Source organism: Streptomyces sp. NPDC006997 (assembly GCF_040635175.1).
In the GTDB taxonomy this organism is placed as follows: Bacteria; Actinomycetota; Actinomycetes; order Streptomycetales; family Streptomycetaceae; genus Streptomyces.
In genome coordinates, this window is record NZ_JBEYHH010000046.1 from 1 (window position 1) to 20,216 (window position 20,216).

General features: G+C 69.4%; 19 protein-coding genes. 8 read left to right on the forward strand and 11 right to left on the reverse strand.

Translation table 11 applies throughout. The features are described 5' to 3' along the window. The first annotated feature begins 107 nt into the window (after nucleotides 1-107). Nucleotides 108-692 (forward strand): GNAT family N-acetyltransferase, encoded by a 585-nt coding sequence (locus ABZ659_RS31670; protein WP_360226917.1) that lies wholly within the window; start codon nucleotides 108-110, stop codon nucleotides 690-692. On the opposite strand, the gene ABZ659_RS31675 is transcribed toward ABZ659_RS31670, so the two are convergent. From ABZ659_RS31675 to ABZ659_RS31700, 6 genes are all read right to left on the reverse strand, one after another. Further along, nucleotides 681-2,120 carry a type VI secretion protein gene (locus ABZ659_RS31675; RefSeq protein WP_360226920.1) on the reverse strand — a complete coding sequence of 480 codons (1,440 nt, stop codon included), beginning with the start codon at nucleotides 2,118-2,120 and terminating at the stop codon, nucleotides 681-683. The genes ABZ659_RS31670 and ABZ659_RS31675 overlap by 12 nt on opposite strands. 34 nt (nucleotides 2,121-2,154) lie before the next feature. Next, the gene (locus tag ABZ659_RS31680; RefSeq protein ID WP_360226923.1) at nucleotides 2,155-3,567 is read right to left on the reverse strand and encodes an ATP-binding protein; all 1,413 of its coding nucleotides are present in this window, start codon (nucleotides 3,565-3,567) and stop codon (nucleotides 2,155-2,157) included. A gap of 14 nt (nucleotides 3,568-3,581) precedes the next feature. Further along, entirely contained in the window at nucleotides 3,582-5,147 is a 1,566-nt protein-coding gene (locus ABZ659_RS31685; RefSeq protein WP_360226926.1) for an SCO6880 family protein, read from the reverse strand. After that, nucleotides 5,144-6,487, reverse strand: coding sequence for a hypothetical protein (locus tag ABZ659_RS31690; RefSeq protein WP_360226929.1), 1,344 nt, complete (start codon nucleotides 6,485-6,487; stop codon nucleotides 5,144-5,146). Before ABZ659_RS31690 ends, ABZ659_RS31685 begins: the two co-directional genes overlap by 4 nt. After that, nucleotides 6,477-7,310: a hypothetical protein gene (locus ABZ659_RS31695; RefSeq protein WP_360226932.1), complete on the reverse strand. Its 834-nt coding sequence runs from the start codon at nucleotides 7,308-7,310 to the stop codon at nucleotides 6,477-6,479. Before ABZ659_RS31695 ends, ABZ659_RS31690 begins: the two co-directional genes overlap by 11 nt. A gap of 185 nt (nucleotides 7,311-7,495) precedes the next feature. Then, entirely contained in the window at nucleotides 7,496-7,804 is a 309-nt protein-coding gene (locus ABZ659_RS31700) for a hypothetical protein (protein ID WP_360226935.1), read from the reverse strand. Nucleotides 7,805-8,239: 435 nt separating this feature from the next. On the opposite strand from ABZ659_RS31700, the gene ABZ659_RS31705 reads away from it, so the two are divergent. Then, entirely contained in the window at nucleotides 8,240-9,184 is a 945-nt protein-coding gene (locus ABZ659_RS31705) for a bifunctional lytic transglycosylase/C40 family peptidase (protein WP_360227054.1), read from the forward strand. Nucleotides 9,185-9,369: 185 nt separating this feature from the next. Next, nucleotides 9,370-10,101 carry a phosphatase PAP2 family protein gene (locus ABZ659_RS31710; protein ID WP_360226938.1) on the forward strand — a complete coding sequence of 244 codons (732 nt, stop codon included), beginning with the start codon at nucleotides 9,370-9,372 and terminating at the stop codon, nucleotides 10,099-10,101. A gap of 39 nt (nucleotides 10,102-10,140) precedes the next feature. Here the strand turns inward: ABZ659_RS31710 and ABZ659_RS31715 are convergent, their stop codons facing one another. Continuing rightward, nucleotides 10,141-11,715, reverse strand: a complete 1,575-nt coding sequence (locus tag ABZ659_RS31715) for an FAD-binding oxidoreductase (RefSeq protein ID WP_360226941.1) — start codon at nucleotides 11,713-11,715, stop codon at nucleotides 10,141-10,143. 427 nt (nucleotides 11,716-12,142) lie between these two features. On the opposite strand from ABZ659_RS31715, the gene pstS reads away from it, so the two are divergent. From pstS to pstB, 4 genes are all read left to right on the forward strand, one after another. Then, nucleotides 12,143-13,273 carry a phosphate ABC transporter substrate-binding protein PstS gene (gene pstS, locus ABZ659_RS31720; RefSeq protein ID WP_360226944.1) on the forward strand — a complete coding sequence of 377 codons (1,131 nt, stop codon included), beginning with the start codon at nucleotides 12,143-12,145 and terminating at the stop codon, nucleotides 13,271-13,273. A 140-nt stretch (nucleotides 13,274-13,413) separates the two neighbouring features. Continuing rightward, on the forward strand, nucleotides 13,414-14,418 hold the full coding sequence (pstC, locus tag ABZ659_RS31725; RefSeq protein ID WP_360226947.1) for a phosphate ABC transporter permease subunit PstC: 1,005 nt from the start codon (nucleotides 13,414-13,416) through the stop codon (nucleotides 14,416-14,418). Beyond that, complete coding sequence (gene pstA / locus ABZ659_RS31730) at nucleotides 14,415-15,485, forward strand: phosphate ABC transporter permease PstA (protein WP_360226950.1); 1,071 nt, start codon at nucleotides 14,415-14,417, stop codon at nucleotides 15,483-15,485. Before pstC ends, pstA begins: the two co-directional genes overlap by 4 nt. A 52-nt stretch (nucleotides 15,486-15,537) precedes the next feature. Next, nucleotides 15,538-16,314 carry a phosphate ABC transporter ATP-binding protein PstB gene (gene pstB / locus ABZ659_RS31735; protein WP_360226953.1) on the forward strand — a complete coding sequence of 259 codons (777 nt, stop codon included), beginning with the start codon at nucleotides 15,538-15,540 and terminating at the stop codon, nucleotides 16,312-16,314. A gap of 513 nt (nucleotides 16,315-16,827) precedes the next feature. Here pstB and ABZ659_RS31740 read toward each other — a convergent pair. Both ABZ659_RS31740 and ABZ659_RS31745 read right to left on the reverse strand, forming a co-directional pair. Continuing rightward, nucleotides 16,828-17,826: an inorganic phosphate transporter gene (locus ABZ659_RS31740; RefSeq protein WP_360226956.1), complete on the reverse strand. Its 999-nt coding sequence runs from the start codon at nucleotides 17,824-17,826 to the stop codon at nucleotides 16,828-16,830. 7 nt (nucleotides 17,827-17,833) lie between these two features. Further along, nucleotides 17,834-18,454 carry a DUF47 family protein gene (locus ABZ659_RS31745; protein WP_188289463.1) on the reverse strand — a complete coding sequence of 207 codons (621 nt, stop codon included), beginning with the start codon at nucleotides 18,452-18,454 and terminating at the stop codon, nucleotides 17,834-17,836. A gap of 212 nt (nucleotides 18,455-18,666) precedes the next feature. Between ABZ659_RS31745 and ABZ659_RS31750 the strand changes: the two genes are divergently transcribed. After that, nucleotides 18,667-19,011 (forward strand): metal-sensitive transcriptional regulator, encoded by a 345-nt coding sequence (locus tag ABZ659_RS31750; RefSeq protein ID WP_360226960.1) that lies wholly within the window; start codon nucleotides 18,667-18,669, stop codon nucleotides 19,009-19,011. An 11-nt stretch (nucleotides 19,012-19,022) separates the two neighbouring features. Here the strand turns inward: ABZ659_RS31750 and ABZ659_RS31755 are convergent, their stop codons facing one another. Continuing rightward, nucleotides 19,023-19,187 (reverse strand): hypothetical protein, encoded by a 165-nt coding sequence (locus ABZ659_RS31755; RefSeq protein ID WP_360226963.1) that lies wholly within the window; start codon nucleotides 19,185-19,187, stop codon nucleotides 19,023-19,025. 142 nt (nucleotides 19,188-19,329) lie between these two features. Beyond that, the gene (locus ABZ659_RS31760) at nucleotides 19,330-20,175 is read right to left on the reverse strand and encodes a hypothetical protein (protein WP_360227057.1); all 846 of its coding nucleotides are present in this window, start codon (nucleotides 20,173-20,175) and stop codon (nucleotides 19,330-19,332) included. Between the last annotated feature and the right edge of the window lie 41 nt (nucleotides 20,176-20,216).

Below are 20,216 nucleotides of genomic sequence, written 5' to 3' on the forward strand. Positions count from 1 at the left end.
ATGGTACTGCAGGGGGGACCCTGTGGGAGAGTAGGACGCCGCCGAACAATTTTTGGGGAAGCCCCGCATCTTCGGATGCGGGGCTTTCTGCGTTTACAGTGGCCCGCATGAATCCCGAGATATGTCTGGTTCGAGCCGTGCGTGCCGGTGAGTGGCGGGCCGTGAAGCAGCTGCGGCTTGAGGCGTTGCGGGATCCCATCGCGCACCTCGCCTTCATGGAGACCTATGAGGAGGCTCTGGCGAGGCCTGAGTCCTTCTGGCGGGAGCGGGCTCAGCGGGGGGCGGGGGAAGCTGACTCCGGGGCGCGGCAGTTCATCGCTGAAGGGCCCGGTGGAGAGTGGGGTGGCTCGCTCACCGTCATCGTGGAGGAGGCCGGGAGCACCGACTGGGCCGGGTTTCCCGTGGAGCGGCGGCAGAGGCATGTCGTGGGGGTGTTCGTGCGGCCCGAATGGCGAGGGCTCGGGGTCGCGGAGGAGCTGTTTCGGGCCGGGGTGGAGTGGGCCTGGGGGATCGGGCTCGAGCGGGTGCGGTTGATCGTGCACGAGGAGAACGTGCGGGCTCAGGGGCTCTATCGGAAGGTGGGGTTCCGGGCCAGTGGGGTGACCGTGCCGTTGGAAGGCAGTGGTGGGTCCTCCGAGTTGGAGTTCGTGTGGGAGCGGGGTGACGGCGGAGAGGGGCCGTCAGAGCACTGACAGGTCGTCGTGGGGCCAGCGGGAGCGGGCCTGTTCCCGGGAGCGGAGGAGGGCCAGGGTGGGGAGGCCGTGGTCGGTGCCGGTGGACAGGACGGCGGGGAGGGCCGGGAGGGGGGCCACCGCCGCGATGTCGTCCAGGACGAGGGTGAATGGTGGGTCGAGCCGACCGGAGGATGACCGTGCGGCCATGCGCCGGCCGTGCTCGACCACGCTGGAGACGAGGGCCGTCAGGAGGGGCATCGCGCCGGGGTTCGTCCTGGGGTCCTCGATGGATTCGCCGACCACATAGAGCGTGCCCCCTTCGTTGACGAAGGAATCCAGGGCGAGGGCATCAGTTCGGTTGGGTGTGCAGGACTCGCGGACGTTGACCGTGGAGAGGGCGGACAGGGCACGGGTCGTCAGCTCGTGGGCCATGTCCCGGCGTTCCGGGTGGGAGGTGAGGGCGGCCTCCAGTTCGCCCGCGGCGCCGGGGGCGGCCTTGGGGTGGGTACGCAGGATGCGCACCGCCTCCTGGATCTGGGTGCCCTGGGACCAGCGGTGGACATGACGGATCGTGCGGTTGTCCAGGGCGGCGGCGTGGAGGTAGCTGCGGAGGAGGGTCTCCGCGGTGTCGGCCAGGGGCTGGTCGAGCTTCGCCGTGGGGCGGACGGGGGCGAGGAGGGCGGTGGCCCGCTCCTTGGCCGTCGGCTTGTCCTCGCAGCCCGCCGTGGGGGACCAGTGGAGGCGTGCCGGGGTGTCGCAGCGGTGGGCGGGGTCATAGAGGTGGACCGGGCCCAGTTTGGCCCTGGCGTCCTTCGTCCCCTGCCAGAGGGCCGGGTTCGAGGTGACGACGAGTGCGGGGCCGTCCGCGTCCGTGATGGTCTGGGTGGCGGTGGCCTGGCGGGCTTCCCTGGGGGCGTAGTGGACCCCGGCTTCCGGGCGGTGCGGTTCCCAGACGGGGACGGGTTGGGCGCTGGCAGCGGGCTCCGGGGTGGCCGGTTGTGGGGTCGGCGTCGGGTGTTCTGCTCTCGGGGGCGGAACCTCGTATGTCTGCTTCGGTGGTTCCGGGATGAGTCTGCGTCTCGCTCGGACCGCTCGCCAGCGGGCCACCGTACCCATGGCGAACATGGTGAGGACGAAAAGGATCATCAGCTGGCCGATGAACAGGCCCCAGAAGAGGCCGTAGCCGGAGAGCTGGGCGGGTGGGGTGTCGGGCCAGGCGCCGGGGACGTCGTGGGGTTCGGTGACGAGGGCGCGCATGGCCAGGGGGGTGCGGGTGAAGGTGACGCCGTCCGGCCAGGCGCCGTGGGCGAACCAGGCGGCCAGGCCGGTCGCGGACCAGGCCAGCAGGGTCATCCCCAGGAGGAAACCGAGTATGCCGATCAGCAGGCCGTCCGGGATGCCTCCCTGTGCAGCCCGTCGTTGCTCCTGGTGGTCGTCCGGTCGCACGCTTCCCCCTCCGGAAGTCTCTGCTGGTGCTTGCTTACGCCACCGTCGATTCCGAGTCGCCCAGGTGCTGTTCCACGAAGGCCGCCGCCCGTTCCTCGGCTTCCAGTTCGGCGGCGCGCAGGGCGTCGTCGTCGAGGAGGTCGGCGGAGGACTCCGTCATCGCGCGGTCGGTGAAGACGAGGGGGCGTTCGGTCTCGGTGACCAGGTGTTTGACGACCTGGACGTTGCCGTTGACGTCCCAGACGGCGATACCGGGGGTGAGGGACGGGATGATCTCCACGGCCCAGCGGGGCAGACCCAGGACGCGGCCGGTGGCTCGGGCCTCGTCGGCCTTCTGGGCGTAGATCGTCCGGGTGGAGGCCATCTTGAGGATGGCCGCGGCTTCCCGCGCCGCCGCGCCGTCGACGACGTCGGAGAGGTGGTGGACGACGGCGACGAAGGACAGGCCGAGGCGGCGGCCGAACTTCAGCAGGCGCTGGAAGAGCTGCGCGACGAACGGGCTGCTGATGATGTGCCAGGCTTCCTCGACCAGGAAGATGCGCTTCTTGCGGTCCGGGCGGATCCAGGTGTGCTCCAGCCACACGCCCACGATCGCCATCAGGATGGGCATGGCGATGGAGTTGCGGTCGATGTGGGAGAGGTCGAAGACGATCAGGGGCGCGTCCAGGTCGATGCCGACCGTGGTGGGGCCGTCGAACATGCCGCGCAGGTCGCCGTCGACGAGGCGGTCCAGGACGAGGGCGACGTCCAGGCCCCAGGCGCGTACGTCGTCTATGGCGACGTTCATCGACTCGGCGGACTCCGGCTCGGGGTGCCGTAGCTGTTCGACGATGTCGGTGAGGACCGGCTGGCGTTCGACGATGGTCTCGTTGACGTAGGCGTGGGCGACCTTGAGGGCGAAGCCGGAGCGTTCGTCGAGGCCGTGGCCCATCGCCACCTCGATGATCGTGCGCAGGAGCGCGAGCTGGCCGGTGGTGGTGATGGCCGGGTCGAGGGGGTTGAGGCGCAGGCCGTGGTCGAGGGCGGCCATCGGGTCCAGGCGGATGGGGGTGATCCCCAGCTCGTGGGCGATGAGGTTCCACTCGCCGACGCCGTCCTCGCCCTGGGCGTCCAGGACGACGACCTGGCGGTCGCGGAAGCGCAGTTGGCGCAGGACGTAGGTCTTCTCCAGGGCGGACTTGCCGTTGCCGGACTCGCCCAGGACCAGCCAGTGCGGGGCCGGGAGCTGTTGGCCGTACAGCTGGAAGGGGTCGTAGATGTAGCCCTTGCCGGAGTACACCTCGCGGCCGACGATGACGCCGGAGTCGCCGAGGCCGGGGGCGGCGGTGGGGAGGTAGACCGCCTGGGCCTGGCCGGTGGAGGTGCGGACCGGGGGGCGGGTGGTCTCGACCTTGCCGAAGAGGAAGGACGTGAAGGCGTCCGTCACCACGGACAACGGGTCCCGCATCAGCGCATCAGCCCCTACCTTCGGATTCCGGTGGCGAACGGGAGAGTGTTGACGAAGGCGCGGTGGTGCTCACGGTCGCACCATTCGAGCTTGAGGTACGACTTGCCCGCTGACGCCCTTATCGTCCGCTTGTCGCGGGCGAGGGCCTCGGGGGAGCGGGAGGAGACGGTGATGTACCCGACCAGGTTGACGCCCGCGGCGCCGCTGGCGAGGTCCTCGCCGCGCTGGTCGAGGCGGTTGTGGGCGGCGATGTCGCGCGGGTCGACGGTGCGGTTCATCTTGGCGGCGCGGGACGCCTCGGCCTCGTCGTTCGTCTTCTCGGTGAGCATCCGTTCGATGGCGACCTCGGTGGGTTCGAGGTCCATGGTGACGGCGACGGTGCGGATGACGTCCGGGGTGTGGACCAGGAGCGGGGCGAGGAAGTTGACGCCGACGGGGGTCAGGGGCCATTCCTTCACCCACGCCGTGGCGTGGCACCAGGGCGCGCGGGTGGACGACTCGCGGGTCTTGGCCTGGAGGTAGGTGGGCTCCATGGCGTCCAGCTCGGCGGGCCAGGCGTTGCGCTGCGTCATCGCCTGGATGTGGTCGATGGGGTGGTCCGGGTCGTACATGGAGTGGATCAGGGAGGCGAGGCGGCCCTGGCCGAGGGGCTGGCGGACGCGGATGTCGGCTTCCTGGAGGCGGGAGCAGATGTCGGTCAGCTCGCGCGCCATGACGATGGCGAGGCCCGCGTCCCGGTCCACCTTGCCGCCGTGGGTGCGGGCGGCGCGGGCCATGGCCTGCGCTTCGGCGGCGAGCTCGCGGGTGTAGTGCATACAGGCGACGAGGTAGGCGCGGTGCTGTTCGCTGCTCGTCGACACCATCGACTGGAGCTGGTCGTAGGACTGCTGGAGCCAGGCGGGGGCGCGTTCGTCGCCGCGGACGGCGACGTCCTTGGCGTGGGCGTCGGGGTCGGCGGGGAGGGTGCGGGCGAGCATCTGGAGGCGGGTGACGAAGCCGTCGCCGTTGGCCACGTGCTTGAGGAGGGTGCCGAAGCGGTCGACCAGGGCCTCCTGGTCCTCGCTGTCGCGCAGACCGACGCCGGGGCCCTCGATCTCGATGGCGGCGGTGACGGTCTTGCGGTCCGCGTGCAGCAGTACGGCGATCTCGTCGGGGCCGAAGGGGGCGGCGAGCCAGCTGATGCGGCCGATGCCCGGGGGCGGGCCGACCTCGACCTCGCGGCCGTCGAGCCGGGTGCCCGCCTCGACGACGCCGGAGCGGTAGGCGGCGCCGCGGCGGACGGTGCGCTTGTAGCTGCGGTTGATCTCGAACCACTTGTAGAACGTGCGCTGCTTGTACGGCACGTACACCGCGGCGAGGGCGACCATCGGGAAGCCCATCAGCAGGACGATCCGGAGGGAGAGCACCGGGACGAGGAGCCCGCACATCATGCCGAGGAACGCGCCCAGGATGATCAGCGCGATCTCGCCGGTCTCGCGGTTGCGGCCGATGATCGCGTTCGGCCGGGCGCGGCCGATCAGATAGGTACGGCGGGGCGTGACCGGATGGGACACATGGGCCGCGTGGGAATCAGCCGTCAACGCCCTTCACCTCCCGTGCGGTTGGTACTGCTGTTGCGGGTGTTGCTGGCGTGCGGGGTGTTGACCGCGCTGGCGGGGCTCGCGGAGCGCGGGGCAGGTGCGGCGGAGGGGACAGTTCCGCTGCCACCGGTCGAGGTGCGGGCGCTGTGGGCGGCGACGCCGCCGGAGGCCGGGTTGGACGGGCGGGGGGTGCTGGACTGCTGGGCGCCGCCGTTGCTGTCGGCTCGGGAGCTGTGCGTCTTGATGCCCTGGGCGACGAGGGTCGCCGGGGAGCTGATGACGGCGGCGGCCTTGCCTTCGGCGCCCTGCATGATGCGGTTGTTGCGGGAGTGCGCGATCTCGTCGCCGAAGCCGGGGACGAAGCGGTAGATCATCGCCGAGGCGAAGATGGCGAGCAGGATGATCGCGAGGCCGGAGACGACGGCGGAGAAGGCGTCCGGGCCGTCGTCGGCGGAGAGGGCGCCCGCGAGGCCCAGGACGATGACGATGACCGGCTTGACCAGGATGACCGCGATCATGATGCCCGCCCAGCGGCGGACGTGGCTCCACAGGTTCTTGTCGACGAGGCCCGCGTAGACGACGGTGCCGAGGAGGGCGCCTACGTAGAGCAGGGCGGCGCGGATGACCAGCTCCAGCCAGAGGACGCCGGCGGCGAGGATGGAGACCAGGGAGACGACCATCAGCATGATGGGGCCGCCGCCGATGTTCTCGCCCTTGGCGAGGGCGCCGGAGAAGTTGCCGAAGAAGGTGTCCGTCTGGTCGCCGGTGGTCTTGGCGAGGACCTCGGAGACGCCGTCCGTCGCGGAGACGACCGTGTAGAGGACCAGGGGGGTGAAGGCGGAGGCGAGGACGGTGAGCCAGAGGAAGCCGACGGCTTCGCCGATGGCGGTGGTGAGGGGGACGCCGCGGACGGCTCGCTTGGCTACGGCGAGGAGCCAGAGGAGGAGGGTGAGGATCGTGGACGCGGCGAAGACGACGGCGTACTGCTGGAGGAACCTGGGGTTGGTGAAGTCGACGTTCGCCGTCTCGGTGACGGCTTCGCTGAGCTTGTCGACGGTCCAGGAGGCGGCGTCGGCGCAGCCCTTGGCCAGGGAGGAGAGGGGGTCGAGGGCACTGGTGGGGTCCCCGGGGGGCGTCTGGGTGGAGCCCGCGTCGCCGTTGTCGAGTTCGCAGTACTTCTTGGCCTCGCCGATGATGTGGTCGCACGAGTGGTTGGTCGGCGTCGGTGTCGGGGTGGGGGTGGGCGCGCCGACGGCGCGGGTGGCCAGCAGCACCAGGGACGTCTGGACGGCCGCCACTGCTCCGGCGAGCTTGAGCACACGGTGCGGGTTACCGGGCATAAGTGAACCCTCCGTACTCCTTGATGGCCTTGCTGATCTCGTCGGAGGTCGCCGCCCTTTCATCACCGGGGACCGGTGCCGGGCCATCCTTCTGGGAGTCCGTGACGATCTTCCAGTCGTTCTCGGACCACTGCAATGCGAACGTCCAGGTCTGCCACGTCGAAGTGACCGGATCGGTCGAACGCTCCCCTGACATGCCGATGAGCCCCATGTACCAGACCTCGACCTTGGCGCTGCTGTCGCTGTACTCCCGCACCGTCGTGCCCACGGGGGTCACACGCGAGACGAACGTGCTGCCTTCGGGAGGGTTGCCGCCGGCGTCAAGTCCGATCTTGGCGAGGAAGTCAGCGGTGTACGCCCGGTCCATCGGGCCCTTCAACCGGGCTGCCGCCTCCGCCGTGTAGAGGGTGTCGACGATGGTGTGGCGGTTTCCCGTCTTGAACATGCCGGTCGAGCCCAGCACCACCGCATAGTTGGCCGCCGCGCTCTGCGCCCCCTGCTCTGTCTGGGGGAAGCCGTTGGGGATGCCGCCCGACGTTGTCTGGACCGGGTCTTCGCCGGTGGGCGCTGTGGGGGCGGCCTGGGCGCCTGCCGTGTCGTTCTTCCCGGGGGGTGGTGAGTCGTCCCCTCCGCGGTTCGCGAAGGCGAGGGCGGCGATGAGGAGGACGATGACGCCGACGACGGTGACCAGGCTCCGGGAGGAGGAGCGGCCGCCGCGGCGGGCGCCGCCGTAGCTGTCGCCGGAGGCGCCCGGGAGGCGGGTACGCGTCTGGCCCGAGCCGCCGTAGTCGCCGGAGGCCCCGTGCTCGTCCCCGAGACTCATGCCGTGAACGCCCCCTCGACGTCGTGCGGAAACATCTCGTACCGGAACGCGTAGTAGTACGACGGTAGCCGTGCTGGTGGCCGCGCGGGCGCGGTGTGGTGACTCGACATCAGGGAGACGCAACCTCAGCCGGTGGGCACGACGGGCGGGTGGGTGGAGGGGACCGGGCGTGCCCGGGGGCCGGGTTACACGGCCATGCCGTACACGATGGTGAAGAGCGTGCCGAGGGAGCCGATGATGAAGACCCCGGTGAGCCCGGCGATGATCAGGCCCTTGCCCTGTTCCGCGCTGAACGTGTCGCGCAGCGCGGTCGCCCCGATGCGCTGTTTGGCGGCGCCCCAGATGGCGATGCCGAGGCAGATCAGGATGGCGACCGCCATGACCACCTCGATCATCACCTTGGCCTCGGTGCCCAGGCTGCCGAAGGGGCCCCAGTCGGGAGCGATCCCGCCGATGATGGTGTTGATGTCTCCCTTATCGGCCGCAAAGAGCATGTAAGTCACCGCCCCTGTTGGGTAGTTCCGCAGTCCCCTGCGGTGCGCAGAGGTCAGACTCATTCTCGCCGACATTGTCGCCGTCGTATGTCGACTTGACGTCATTGGTTGGCGAGTTTCGTACGAAAACCTCGTAGGGTCACTCTGTGTATCACGGCCGGTGACGCCGGGCAACGAAGTCGATGCGGAACCTGTGGTGTGGTTCCGTCGTTGAGTCACTTTTGCAGTTTGCGCACGTTTCTGACGTTCGTTCAGTGGGTTGGCGGTCGGGGTTTGCCCGCTCGCGTGCCTCGGAGGAGAGTGTCCCACTGGATCGCCGGGTTCGTGCGTTCGGGCGAAGGGGCATTGAAAGGGCGCCGGATGGGGGAGGGTTGAGGCGTGCGGAAATGGTGGGTGGCCGGTGGGGTCGCGCTCGGCGCCGGGCTGAGCTTCGTGATGCTGCTCGTCGTCGGGGTGTACGTGGTCGCCGGGAACCTCGTGAACGGGGCGGGCGGGGCCGGGAAGTCGTTGGCCAAGGGTGCGGTGCCCGCCGCGTACCAGGACCTCGTGCAGAAGTGGGGGAACCTCTGCCCCGCCATCAACCCCGCGCTGCTCGCCGCGCAGCTGTACCAGGAGAGCGGGTTCAACCCGCGGGCGCAGAGCCAGGCCGCCGCGCAGGGGATAGCGCAGTTCATCCCGGGCACCTGGGCCACCCACGGCCTCGACGGCGACGGGGACGGCGACCGGGACGTCTGGGACCCGAATGACGCGATTCCGTCGGCCGCGTCCTACGACTGCTCGCTCGCCAAGTACGTCAAGGACGTGCCCGGCGACCAGACGAAGAACATGCTCGCCGCCTACAACGCGGGGGCGTACGCCGTCATCAAGTACGGGGGCGTGCCGCCGTACCGGGAGACGCAGAACTACGTGAAGGTCATCACCGACCTGGAGGTCAGCTTCGCCGCGCCCGTGGGGCGGGTGGACCCGTCCGAGCAGGCCGCCGGGGCCATCCACTACGCGCAGAAGAAGCTCGGCACGCTCTATCTGTGGGGCGGCAACGGTACCGCTGACCAGGGCGGACGGTTCGACTGCTCGGGGCTGACGAAGGCGGCGTACGCGAGCGTGGGGATCGAGTTGCCGCGCGTCGCCAACGACCAGTACAACGCCGGGCCGCACCCCTCGCGGCAGGAGTTGCTGCCGGGGGACCTGGTGTTCTTCTCTGATGATCTGACGGATTCGCGGGCCATTCGGCACGTGGGGATCTACGTGGGTGGCGGGTACATGATCGACGCGCCGCGGCCCGGCGCGGTGATCCGGTTCGACCCGGTCGACACCCCGGACTACTTCGGGGCCACCCGGGTCACCGAAGATGGCGCGAAAGCGTTGCCCTCGGCGATCTGAGAGGGTGTCCGAAACGGTGTGAACCGAGTGTGAGGCACACCCCTGAGCTGCGGTGATGAGTCTCTCTTCGGTAACGTCTGAGTGATCATTCAGTGGAATGTGGAACGTACTGAGGGGGGCCGTGCGTTCCTGTACGGGGGCACCACGAGAACGTGCCGTACGAAGACGAAGGGGCCGCTGTACTCATGGCTGGACTCGCGCAATCCGGGTCGAACCCCGACGTCGAATTGCTCTACGACATCAACGGCCTGGCCAAGGACGCTCCGCACTGGTTCGACCAGGTGATGGAGTTCGTCGGTGAGTTCGGGCTGCTGTTCGCCATGGTGCTGCTGGTGCTGGGGTGCTGGTGGCGCGTACGGCGGCGGGCCGCGAGCGGGGAGGAGGCCGCGGTCTCCGTGGCCGCGCTCGCCTGGGCACCGCTGGCCGCCGCCATCGCCGTCCTCGTCAACGTACCGATCCGCGGGTTCGTGGAACGGCCCCGGCCCTTCCGCACGCACGAGGGCCTTGAGGTGCTCGTCGCGGGGAAGAACGACTACTCCTTCGTGAGCGACCACGCCACCATCACCATGGCCCTGGCCGTCGCGCTGTTCGTCGCCAACCGGCGGTTCGGGCTCGTCGGGCTCGGGCTGGCGCTGGCGGAGGGCTTCTGCCGGATCTACATGGGCGTGCACTACCCGACCGACGTCGTGGGCGGGTTCGCGCTGGGGACCGCGGTCGCGCTGCTGCTGTCGCCCCTCGCCATGGCGCTGCTGACGCCGGTCACCCGGGCGGTGGAGCGGTCGGGGCGGGCCGGGTGGCTGATCCGGCGGAGAGCCGGGTCCGGGGAGGGGTCGGGCTCGGGGCGTGGCGCCGGGGTTCCCGGGGCTCGGGGGGAGCGGTCGGTCGAGGTGCCTGAGGAGCGGGATCTCGCCGCCTGAGGAGTGGGGCCGGGTTCTCCGGGGGGTGACCGGTTCCGTTCAGAGGGACTGGGGGTGCCTGAAGAAGCCCGTGGGGTCGTAGGCGCGCTTCAGTCTCGACAGGCGGGGGGCCGCCTCGCCGTAGTACGCCTCACGCCAGTTCCTCAGGGTCGGGTCCGTGTAGTTCTGGTACGCCGACCCGGACGCGTACGGGCGCATCGCGGTGTGCGCCTCCGACAGCCAGGTCTGGGCCGCCCGGTCGGACGTGTCGGGCTGCCAGGCCGCGATGTACTGGGCCAGCATCCGGGAGCCGCGGTGGACGAACGCCGTGGCCGTGGGGGAGACCCGGTTGACCGCGCCGCCGAGGGCCGTGAGCGCGACGCTGCCCTTGCCGCCCCGGACCGCGGTGAGCTGGGCCAGCAGGGCCTGGACGCCCGCGGTCGGGATCGCGCGGTCGAAGAAGTCCGAGCGGGCCGCGTACGTCTCACGGGCCAGCGCGCCCTCCGGGGAGCGGCCGGGCGTGCTGCCGGGGAGGTGGCACTCGGCGTCGCGGGTGAAGGACGCGCAGCCCGCGTACACCTCCATCGACTCCCGGTATGAGCGGCGCCGCAGGGCGACGTCGGAGGCGGAGGCGCCTATGCGGTCGGCCAGGCGGTCCACCGCGTTCTGGAGTTCGCCGTAGGTGCCGAGGGAGAAGGCCGTGACGGAGACCGTCGGGGTGCCGCCCTCGGTGTTGTCCAGGTTCAGGGCCGACCAGATCTCGTCGGGCTGGTCCGGGCCCCACTCCTGCCAGGCCGCCGTCACCGCCGCCGCCCGTGACCAGGGCCAGCTCAGGTACGCCGACACGGCCTGCGGTGCCGGGTGGGTGCGGAAGCGCAGCTCCGTGACGACGCCGAAGGTGCCGTTGCCCGCGCCGCGCAGCGCCCAGAACAGGTCGGCGTGCTCGGTGGCGTCCACGGTGAGCTGCTCGCCGTCGGCGGTGACCAGGGTGGCGCCGGTGAGGCTGTCGCAGGTCAGGCCGTAGGCGCGGGAGACCACGCCGTGGCCGCCGCCCAGCGTCAGTCCGGATATGCCGACCGTCGGACAGGAGCCCGCGGGGACCGTGGCGCCTTTCGCGGCGAGGGCGCGGTAGACGTCGATCAGCTTGGCGCCCGCGCCCACCACGGCCGTGGTGCCGGAGGCCCGGACGTCGTTCAGCCGGGAGACGTCGATCACCAGGCGGCCGTTTCCGGACGACCGGCCCGCGTAGGAGTGGCCGCCGTTGCGGACCGCCACGCGGAGGTCGTGGGCGCGGGCGTAGGACAGCGCCGTACGGATGTCCTCGGCGTGGTCGGCGTAGACGACCGCGGCGGGGGTGAGGGTGTCGAAGCGGGTGTTGTAGAGCTGGCGGGCCGTGGGCCAGGCCGGGTCGGGCGGGCGGACCAGGGGGCCGTCCAGGTTCTCGGCCAGGGACGACCAGGTGGTGGGGGCGCCGGTGGCTTCGCCCGTGGCGGGTGTGGGGGTGCTGGTCGCTTCGGTGGGGGTGCGCGGGGGTGCGGGGTGTGGGGGGCGCCGCGGATCGTGTGGGGAGCTACAGGCGGTGGACGCCGTCACTACCGCGGCTGCCGTGCCGCCGACGAACGTACGGCGTTCCATGTGCCCCCCTGTCCCCCACGCGGTCCGCGGTGTGTGGGCTCAGTGTGCGCGCTGGGCCTGCTCGTGTGACCCCCTCCGTGGTGGCAGACGGGTTCCCCGGCTGCCGGGTTCCCGTGGGGTAACTTTCTCGGAGTGTCCCTTTTGGTGCTTAAGGGAGATTGGTGTTGTGGTGGTGGGTCCTGGTTCGTCACCTTGCCGTGAGCCTCCTGGGATCTCTGCGTGTTCTTGCCGTGAGCATTCCGTGACCTAACCGCACCGACCGCAGGGGTTCACCCTCCGTTCACTTACGGCCATAGGTGGCTTCACCTGATCTGCCTAATTTCGGCCTTACCTGATGACGGACGCGCCCGGGTACGGCGGTTCCGGCTCACTCAATACAACGCACGCCGCCGTTCAGGCCGGCGGCTTCTGGAAGGAACTCCCGAAAGTGAAGCTTCAGCGCAAGAACCGGCGGGCCCTCGTCCTCGGCGCTCTCGCCGTCTCCAGCGCCCTGGCCCTCACGGCGTGCGGCTCCGACGACACGGGCGACAGCAGCGGCGGGGACGGTTCCGCCACCACCGCCGCCGCCGGCGACATCAAGTGCGACGACGCCTCGGGGCAGCTCCAGGCCTCCGGCTCCTCCGCGCAGAAGAACGCGATCGACGCCTGGATCAAGCAGTACGCCGCCGCCTGTAAGGGTGTGCAGCTCAACTACAACCCCACCGGTTCGGGTGCGGGCATCACGGCCTTCCTCCAGGGTCAGACGGCGTTCGCCGGTTCCGACTCGGCGCTGAAGCCGGAGGAGGTCGAGGAGTCGAAGAAGGTCTGCACCGACGGTCAGGCCATCGACCTGCCGATGGTCGGCGGTCCGATCGCGGTCGGCTACAACGTCCCCGGCGTGGACAAGCTGGTGCTGGACGCGCCCACCCTGGCGCAGATCTTCGACAGCAAGATCACCAACTGGAACGACGAGGCGATCAAGAAGCTCAACCCCGACGCCGAGCTTCCCGACCTGAAGATCCAGGCCTACCACCGCTCCGACGAGTCCGGCACCACGGACAACTTCACCAAGTACCTCCAGGCCGCCGCTCCGGACGACTGGAAGTACGAGCCCGCCAAGACGTGGGAGGCCAAGGGCGGCCAGTCCGCGCAGGGCTCCTCCGGCCTGGCCCAGCAGGTGAAGCAGACCTCCGGCTCCATCTCGTACTTCGAGCTGTCGTACGCCGCTGACGGCATCAACACCGTCAGCGTGAAGACCGAGGCCGCCGAGCCGGTCGACGCCACCGTCGAGAACGCCACCGCGGCCATCGGCGCCGCCAAGGTCGTCGGCACCGGCAAGGACATGGCGCTGGAGCTGGACTACACGCCGTCCGCCGACGGCGCCTACCCGCTGGTCCTCGTCACGTACGAGATCGTCTGCGACAAGGGCAACAAGGCCGACACCCTGCCCGCCACCAAGTCCTTCCTCAACTACATCGCCTCCGAGGGCGGCCAGGAGCTGCTCGCCGAGGCGGGCTACGCCCCGATCCCCGACGAGATCATCACCAAGGTCCGCGAGACCATCTCGGGCCTGAGCTGACCTGAGTGTGCGGCCCGCCTCCCACCGGAGCGGGCCGCACCGTCCGGTGCACCGCCGCCAGGAGCCGCCGCCGACCGGTAGCGGCTCCGCTTCTGGGCCGTCGTCAACGCTGCGACGGCTCCGCAGACCGGAGAATCCTGATGGACATATCGACACAGAGCACTGCTCCTCCTCCCACGTCACAGCCTTCCCCGACCGAGCGGAAGCGCGCCGCCCGCGGCGCCACCCGCCCCGGTGACCGGGTCTTCCTCGGCCTCTCGCGTGGCTCGGGCATCTTCCTGCTGGTGATCATGGCGGCCATCGCCCTGTTCCTCAGCCTGCGTGCCGCCCACGCGATCAGCAAGGACGAGGGCAACTTCTTCACCACCTTCGAGTGGAACCCCACCGGCGACCCGCCGGTCTTCGGCATCGCCGTCCTCGCCTTCGGCACGGTCGTCTCGTCGGTCATCGCGATGGCCCTCGCCGTCCCGGTCGCCGTCGGCATCGCGCTGTTCATCACCCACTACGCCCCGCGCAAGCTCGCCGGTCCCATCGCGTACGTGATCGACCTGCTCGCCGCCGTACCGTCCATCGTCTACGGCCTCTGGGGCATCCTTGTCCTGGTGCCGAACCTCCAGGGCCTGTACGGCTGGCTCGACGACTACCTCGGCTGGACCGGCGTCCTCGACTGGAGCGGAGGCGCTCCGCGGTCGCTGTTCACCGTCGGCATCCTGCTCGCGATCATGATCCTGCCGATCATCACCAACGTGAGCCGTGAGGTGTTCAAGCAGGTCCCGCAGATGCACGAGGAGGCCGCGCTGGCCCTCGGTGCCACGCGGTGGGAGGTCATCCGGATGAGCGTGCTGCCGTTCGGGCGCTCCGGCGTCATCTCCGCCTCGATGCTCGGCCTCGGCCGCGCCCTCGGCGAGACCATGGCCGTCGCCATGGTGCTGTCGCCGAGCTTCGACATCAACGCCAGCCTGCTCGACCCGGGCGGCGGCACGTTCGCGCAGAACATCGCCAGCAAGTTCAACGAGGCCACCGAGAACGGCCGGGACGCGCTGATCGCGTCCGGTCTGGTGCTGTTCGTGATCACCCTGCTGGTCAACGGTACGGCCCGGCTGATCATCGCCCGCCGCAAGGAATTCTCGGGGGCCAACGCATGAGCCACGCATCCGTGTCCACGTCCGGCAAGCGCCCGAGCGGGCTGCACGGCGCCCGGCTGCCCAAGTGGTTCCCGTGGGCCGCCGCCGTCGGGTCCGTCGCCCTCGGGCTCGGCATCAGCGCCGTGGCCGGGCTGGAGAGCAGCATCCAGTGGGCGTTGATCGCCGCGCTGCTCTTCGTCGTCGGGACGTTCGTCATCGCCGCGCGCGTCGAGGGGCGCCGTCAGGCCAAGGACCGCGTCGCCACCAGTGCGATCTGGGTGGCGTTCGTGATCGCCGTGATTCCGCTGGCGTCGCTGGTGTACGAGACCGTCAAGCGGGGTGTGAAGGTCCTCGACGGGTACTTCCTGACCCATTCCATGGGGCTCGTCTCCGACACGGAGCCGGGTGGCGGCATCTACCACGCCATGCTGGGCACCCTGGAGCAGGTCGGGCTCGCGACGCTGATCTCCGTGCCGATCGGTGTGCTGACCGCGATCTACCTGGTGGAGTACGGGCGGGGGAAGCTCGCCAAGGCCGTGACGTTCTTCGTGGACGTCATGACCGGTATCCCGTCGATCGTCGCCGGTCTGTTCATCCTGAGCCTGTGGATCATCATCCTGGACATGGGCTACTCCGGGTTCGCCGGGTCCATGGCGCTGACGATCCTGATGCTGCCGGTGGTCGTGCGGTCCACCGAGGAGATGCTCAAGCTCGTTCCCAACGAGCTGCGTGAGGCGTCGCTGGCGCTGGGTGTGCCGAAGTGGCGGACCATCCTGAAGGTCGTCGTACCGACGTCGATCGGTGGCATCACCACCGGTGTGATGCTCGCCATCGCGCGGATCGCCGGTGAGACGGCGCCTGTGCTGCTGCTGGTGTGGGTGACCAACTTCATCAACACCAACCCGTTCTCCGATCCGCAGGGTTCGCTGCCGGTCTACATCTACCTGCAGTTCGCCAACAGCGGTGGCTCCGGTGCGGCGTACGACCGTGCCTGGGCGGCGGCACTGACGCTCATCGCCTTCATCATGATCCTCAACCTGGCGGCTCGCGGTATCGCCCGCTGGAAGGCGCCGAAGACCGGTCGCTGACGCGGCCATCAGCGACCAGACTCCCCCTGTGTGAAAGAAGCAGTGATTCGAAATGGCCAAGCGCATTGATGTCAGCGGCCTGAACGCGTACTACGGGTCCTTCCTGGCCATCGAGGACATCTCGATGACCGTCGAGCCGCGGTCCGTGACCGCCTTCATCGGGCCGTCCGGGTGTGGGAAGTCGACCTTCCTGCGGACCCTGAACCGGATGCATGAGGTGACGCCGGGCGGGCGCGTCGAGGGCAAGGTCATGCTCGACGACGAGAACCTGTACGGCGCCGGGATCGACCCCGTCGCCGTGCGGCGTGAGGTCGGCATGGTGTTCCAGCGGCCGAACCCGTTCCCGACCATGTCGGTGTACGACAACGTGGCGGCCGGGCTGAAGCTGAACGGGTCGTACCGGAAGGCCGAGCTGGACGACGTCGTGGAGAAGTCGCTCCGGGGCGCGAACCTGTGGAACGAGGTCAAGGACCGGCTGAACAAGCCCGGGTCCGGGCTGTCCGGTGGGCAGCAGCAGCGGCTGTGCATCGCTCGGGCGATCGCCGTGGAGCCGAAGGTTCTGCTGATGGACGAGCCGTGCTCGGCCCTCGACCCGATCTCGACGCTGGCGATCGAGGACCTGATCGGTGAGCTGAAGGAGCGGTTCACCATCGTGATCGTGACGCACAACATGCAGCAGGCGGCGCGGGTGTCGGACCGGACGGCGTTCTTCAACCTGGCGGCTGTGGGGCAGCCGGGGAAGCTGATCGAGATCGACGACACGGAGCGGATCTTCTCCAACCCGTCGGTGCAGGCCACGGAGGACTACATCTCCGGGCGCTTCGGCTGAGTCGGGCGGCTCGTCGAGCCTCCGTATACCCCTCGCGGTGCTGCATGGCGGTGCCACCGTGAGGACGCAAAGGACCCGTCCCCTGGCTCCCGGGGGGCGGGTCCGCCTTTTCTGGTTCGTGCGGTGATGCCTGCGGCGGCCTGTTGTTGTCCGGTGGGTGGCTGGGGTAGCGCTGTCTGCCGGGGGGTGGTGCGGGGCCGCGCCGGGGGGTGTCCGTCCTCGGAACCGCGCGGGCTGTGGGTTCGGGGGTGTACGGGGTTTTCCGCGCGAACCACTGCGGGCGGACACCCCCCGACACGTCCCCTTCCCTAGTACGGCGACTGCGGCTCGTCGCCCCCACACGCGGTCTGGGTGCGGGTAGTCGTCTGCCGTCCTGGTGCGGGCCGTCGTCTGTCGTCCTGGGTGCGGGCAGTCGCCTGCCGCCTAGGCTGCGGGCAGTCGTGCTGCTGGGGGGAGGCACCCTGCCAGCGCCGGGTTGCGCACCCGACCCTGGGTAGTCCGAGGTGGCGGGGGTTAGAGGAAGGCCAGGTTGATGACGCCGTAGGAGCCTGCGGCTACGACCGCTGCTGCGGGCATCGTGATGAACCAGCCGAGGACGATGTTCTTCGCGACACCCCACCGCACGGCGTTGATGCGCTTCGTCGCGCCGACGCCCATGATCGCGGACGTGATGACGTGGGTCGTGGAGATCGGCGCCTTGAAGAGGAACGCCGTGGTGAACATGATCGACGCGCCGGTGGTCTCGGCGGCGAAGCCCTGTGGGGGGTCCAGTTCGATGATCTTGCGGCCCAGGGTGCGCATGATGCGCCAGCCGCCCGCGTACGTGCCGAGGGAGAGCATGACCGCGCAGGCGATCTTGACCCAGACGGGGATCGGGTCGCCGTAGTCCTCGACGTCGGCGATGACCAGGGCCATGACCACGATGCCCATCGTCTTCTGGGCGTCCTGGAGGCCGTGGCCGAGGGCCATGCCGGCGGCCGAGACGGTCTGGGCGATGCGGAAGCCGCGCTTGGCCTTGTGCGGGTTGGTGCGGCGGAAGATCCACATGATGGCGGTCATCACCAGGTAGCCGACCAGCAGGCCGACGACCGGGGAGACGAACATGGGGATGACGATCTTCTCGAAGACGCCGTGCCAGTAGACCTGGGTGCCGCCCGCGAGCGCCGCGCCCACCATGCCGCCGAAGAGGGCGTGGGAGGAGGAGGACGGCAGGCCGAAGTACCAGGTGATCAGGTTCCAGGTGATCGCGCCGGTGAGGGCGGCGAAGAGGATGCCCATGCCCGTGGAGCCCTCGGGCGTCTCGATCAGGCCCTCGCTGACGGTTTTCGCCACTCCGCTGCCCAGGAAGGCACCCGCGAGGTTCATCACCGCGGCCATGGCCAGGGCGGCCCGCGGGGTGAGCGCCCGGGTCGAGACGGAGGTGGCGATCGCGTTCGCCGAGTCGTGGAAACCGTTGGTGTACGTGAAGAAGAGCGCGACCATGATGGTCACGACCAGGGCGAAGGTGTCCATGGACGGGTCAGGACTCCTTGACGGCGATGGTCTCCACCGTGTTCGCCACGTGTTCGAAGGCGTCGGCGGCCTCTTCGAGGACGTCGACGATCTGCTTGAGCTTGAGCACCTCGATGGCGTCGTACTTGCCGTTGAAGAGGTGGGCGAGGAGCTTGCGGTGGATCTGGTCGGCCTGGTTCTCCAGGCGGTTGACCTCGATCCAGTACTCGGTCAGGTTGTCCATCGTGCGGAGGTTGGGCATCGCCTCGGCGGTCAGTTCCGCCGCGCGGGCCAGCACCTCGATCTGCTGCTCGACGCCCTTGGGGAGTTCCTCGACGTTGTAGAGGACGACCAGGTCGACGGCCTCCTCCATGAAGTCCATGATGTCGTCGAGGGACGAGGCGAGGGAGTAGATGTCCTCGCGGTCGAAGGGCGTGATGAAGGAGGAGTTCAGCTGGTGGAAGATCGCGTGCGTGGCGTCGTCGCCTGCGTGTTCCGCGGCCCGCATACGCTCTGCGATCTCGGCTCGGGCAGACGTGTCCGCCCCGAGCAGTTCCATCAGGAGCTTCGAGCCCGTGACGATGTTGTCCGCGGACGCGGCGAACATGTCGTAGAAGCTCGTCTCCCTGGGGGTCAGACGAAAGCGCACGTGGGGTCCTCTAAGTGCTTCGGTTCCGGTCAGGCTGATGCTAGGTGCAACATTCGGCCACGGCTAACGGGCCGTCCTCCAGTGTCGCCCATAAAGCAGACTTGTCGGCACGGGGGCGGTGAGGTGGATCCGGCGCGGGGTGCGACCACCGGGTCCCTACCCAGGAAAGTTCGTTACGATATACCCGGTTGGGGTATGTGCATGGAGGCGTTATGGCGACCACCGAGACCGGTGCGGGCGAGGCGATCGAGGTCGTTACCGATCATGATCGGGGCGTTCACGGGTACCACAAGCAGAAGGACGAACACCTGAAGCGGCTGCGGCGGATCGAGGGGCAGATCCGGGGGCTTCAGCGGATGGTCGACGAGGATGTGTACTGCATCGACATACTGACGCAGGTGTCCGCCTCCACCAAGGCCCTGCAGTCCTTCGCCCTGCAACTCCTTGAGGAGCACCTTCGGCACTGTGTCGCCGATGCCGCCGTCAAGGGCGGGGGTGAGGTCGACGCCAAGGTGGAGGAGGCGACCAAGGCCATCGCTCGGCTGCTGCGGACCTGAGGGCGGGGCGGTTACGCGCGGTTCTCGCGTTCCTCCGCGACTCTCAGGACCTCGTCGATGCTCTCCAGGCTCAGGCGGTCCTCCGCCGCCGAGGCCGCGATGATCAGCTCTCCGCACAGTTCGATCTCGGCGAGTGCCACGTGGTCCTGAACTGCCGTACCGCCGACCGGAGCCACGTGCTCACCTCTTCTCTGCCGTCATCGACTTCCTAGAGTAGGGAGTGGCCTACACAACGCGCATGGCACGGACGGGCTAGTTCTGGCCCCACGGCTGGGCGGTTGTGGGGTGGGTGTGCCGTCTGCCTCGGGTCGTTGTCGGTCAGTCTTCGGCGATCCTGCCTGCGTAGATGTCCTTGTCGGGGGGCAGCTCCACGTGCGCCGGGGCGCCGAAGTCGTAGAGCAGTGTGGTGGAGGTAACGGAGACGGGGGAGCGCTCCCGGCCGTTGACGAAACTGAAGCGGTGTTCCAGCTTGCGGATGCGGCCCCTGTCGTCCAGGAAGGCGTCGAACGGGACCCGCGCCGAGGCGAATCCCTTCGCCGCCGCCGCGAGGGAGGGTCTGGTGGCGGGGGAGGCCGCCTTCGCCGCCTGGGTGAGGTCCGCCGTGCCGCGGTAGTGGGTGAGCCGGGTGCCGTCGGGGGCGGTCGTCGTACCGGCGTACTTCGCCTGCCGCGCGCCGCGTAGTACCTCGGCCGCCGTGTACGGGTCCGTGGCGCCGCCCGTCACCAGGTTGCCGTCCGAGATCGTGGCCGTGTCGATCCGTACCCACTTGTCGGACGGGACGCCCGCGCCGCGGTTCTTCATGAACAGCGCGCCCGGCGAGAGCAGCTCGGTGATGGGGTGGTCGGCGGCGCGGCCCGCGGGGTCCTGGGGGAGCACGACCCTCAGTCGGCCGCGTTGGTGCGCGAAGTCGTAGACGCCCGTGCCGCTGATCGTGACCCGGGTGCCGCCCGTCGCCATCTCCATCGACGTGCGGGTGCGGGACGTGCCCGCCTCGCGGAGTGTGTCCGCGGCCTGGCGCAGGGTGTCCAGGGGGGTGGTGGCCTTGGCGTCCTCCGCGGCGGCCCCGCCCGAGCAGGCGGTCGCCGTGGTCCACAGGCCCGCCATGAGGGCGGCCACGACCAGGGTTCCGTCCGCCCTGCCGTGCTGCCGCTGCCGTTCCGCCATCGTCGTCCAACCCCCAGCCGGTACGTCCGTCACGGGCCCGT

Coding starts and splice junctions, on each gene's coding strand:
- ABZ659_RS31750 (WP_360226960.1), top strand. CDS start 18,667: ATGGCGACCACCGAGACCGGTGCGGGCGAGGCGATCGAGGTCGTTACC.
- ABZ659_RS31695 (WP_360226932.1), bottom strand. CDS start 7,310: ATGAGTCTCGGGGACGAGCACGGGGCCTCCGGCGACTACGGCGGCTCG.
- ABZ659_RS31705 (WP_360227054.1), top strand. CDS start 8,240: ATGCTGCTCGTCGTCGGGGTGTACGTGGTCGCCGGGAACCTCGTGAAC.
- ABZ659_RS31680 (WP_360226923.1), bottom strand. CDS start 3,567: ATGCGGGACCCGTTGTCCGTGGTGACGGACGCCTTCACGTCCTTCCTC.
- ABZ659_RS31740 (WP_360226956.1), bottom strand. CDS start 17,826: ATGGACACCTTCGCCCTGGTCGTGACCATCATGGTCGCGCTCTTCTTC.
- ABZ659_RS31710 (WP_360226938.1), top strand. CDS start 9,370: ATGGCTGGACTCGCGCAATCCGGGTCGAACCCCGACGTCGAATTGCTC.
- ABZ659_RS31670 (WP_360226917.1), top strand. CDS start 108: ATGAATCCCGAGATATGTCTGGTTCGAGCCGTGCGTGCCGGTGAGTGG.
- pstB (WP_360226953.1), top strand. CDS start 15,538: ATGGCCAAGCGCATTGATGTCAGCGGCCTGAACGCGTACTACGGGTCC.
- ABZ659_RS31760 (WP_360227057.1), bottom strand. CDS start 20,175: ATGGCGGAACGGCAGCGGCAGCACGGCAGGGCGGACGGAACCCTGGTC.
- pstA (WP_360226950.1), top strand. CDS start 14,415: ATGAGCCACGCATCCGTGTCCACGTCCGGCAAGCGCCCGAGCGGGCTG.
- pstC (WP_360226947.1), top strand. CDS start 13,414: ATGGACATATCGACACAGAGCACTGCTCCTCCTCCCACGTCACAGCCT.
- ABZ659_RS31715 (WP_360226941.1), bottom strand. CDS start 11,715: ATGGAACGCCGTACGTTCGTCGGCGGCACGGCAGCCGCGGTAGTGACG.
- ABZ659_RS31690 (WP_360226929.1), bottom strand. CDS start 6,487: ATGCCCGGTAACCCGCACCGTGTGCTCAAGCTCGCCGGAGCAGTGGCG.
- ABZ659_RS31700 (WP_360226935.1), bottom strand. CDS start 7,804: ATGCTCTTTGCGGCCGATAAGGGAGACATCAACACCATCATCGGCGGG.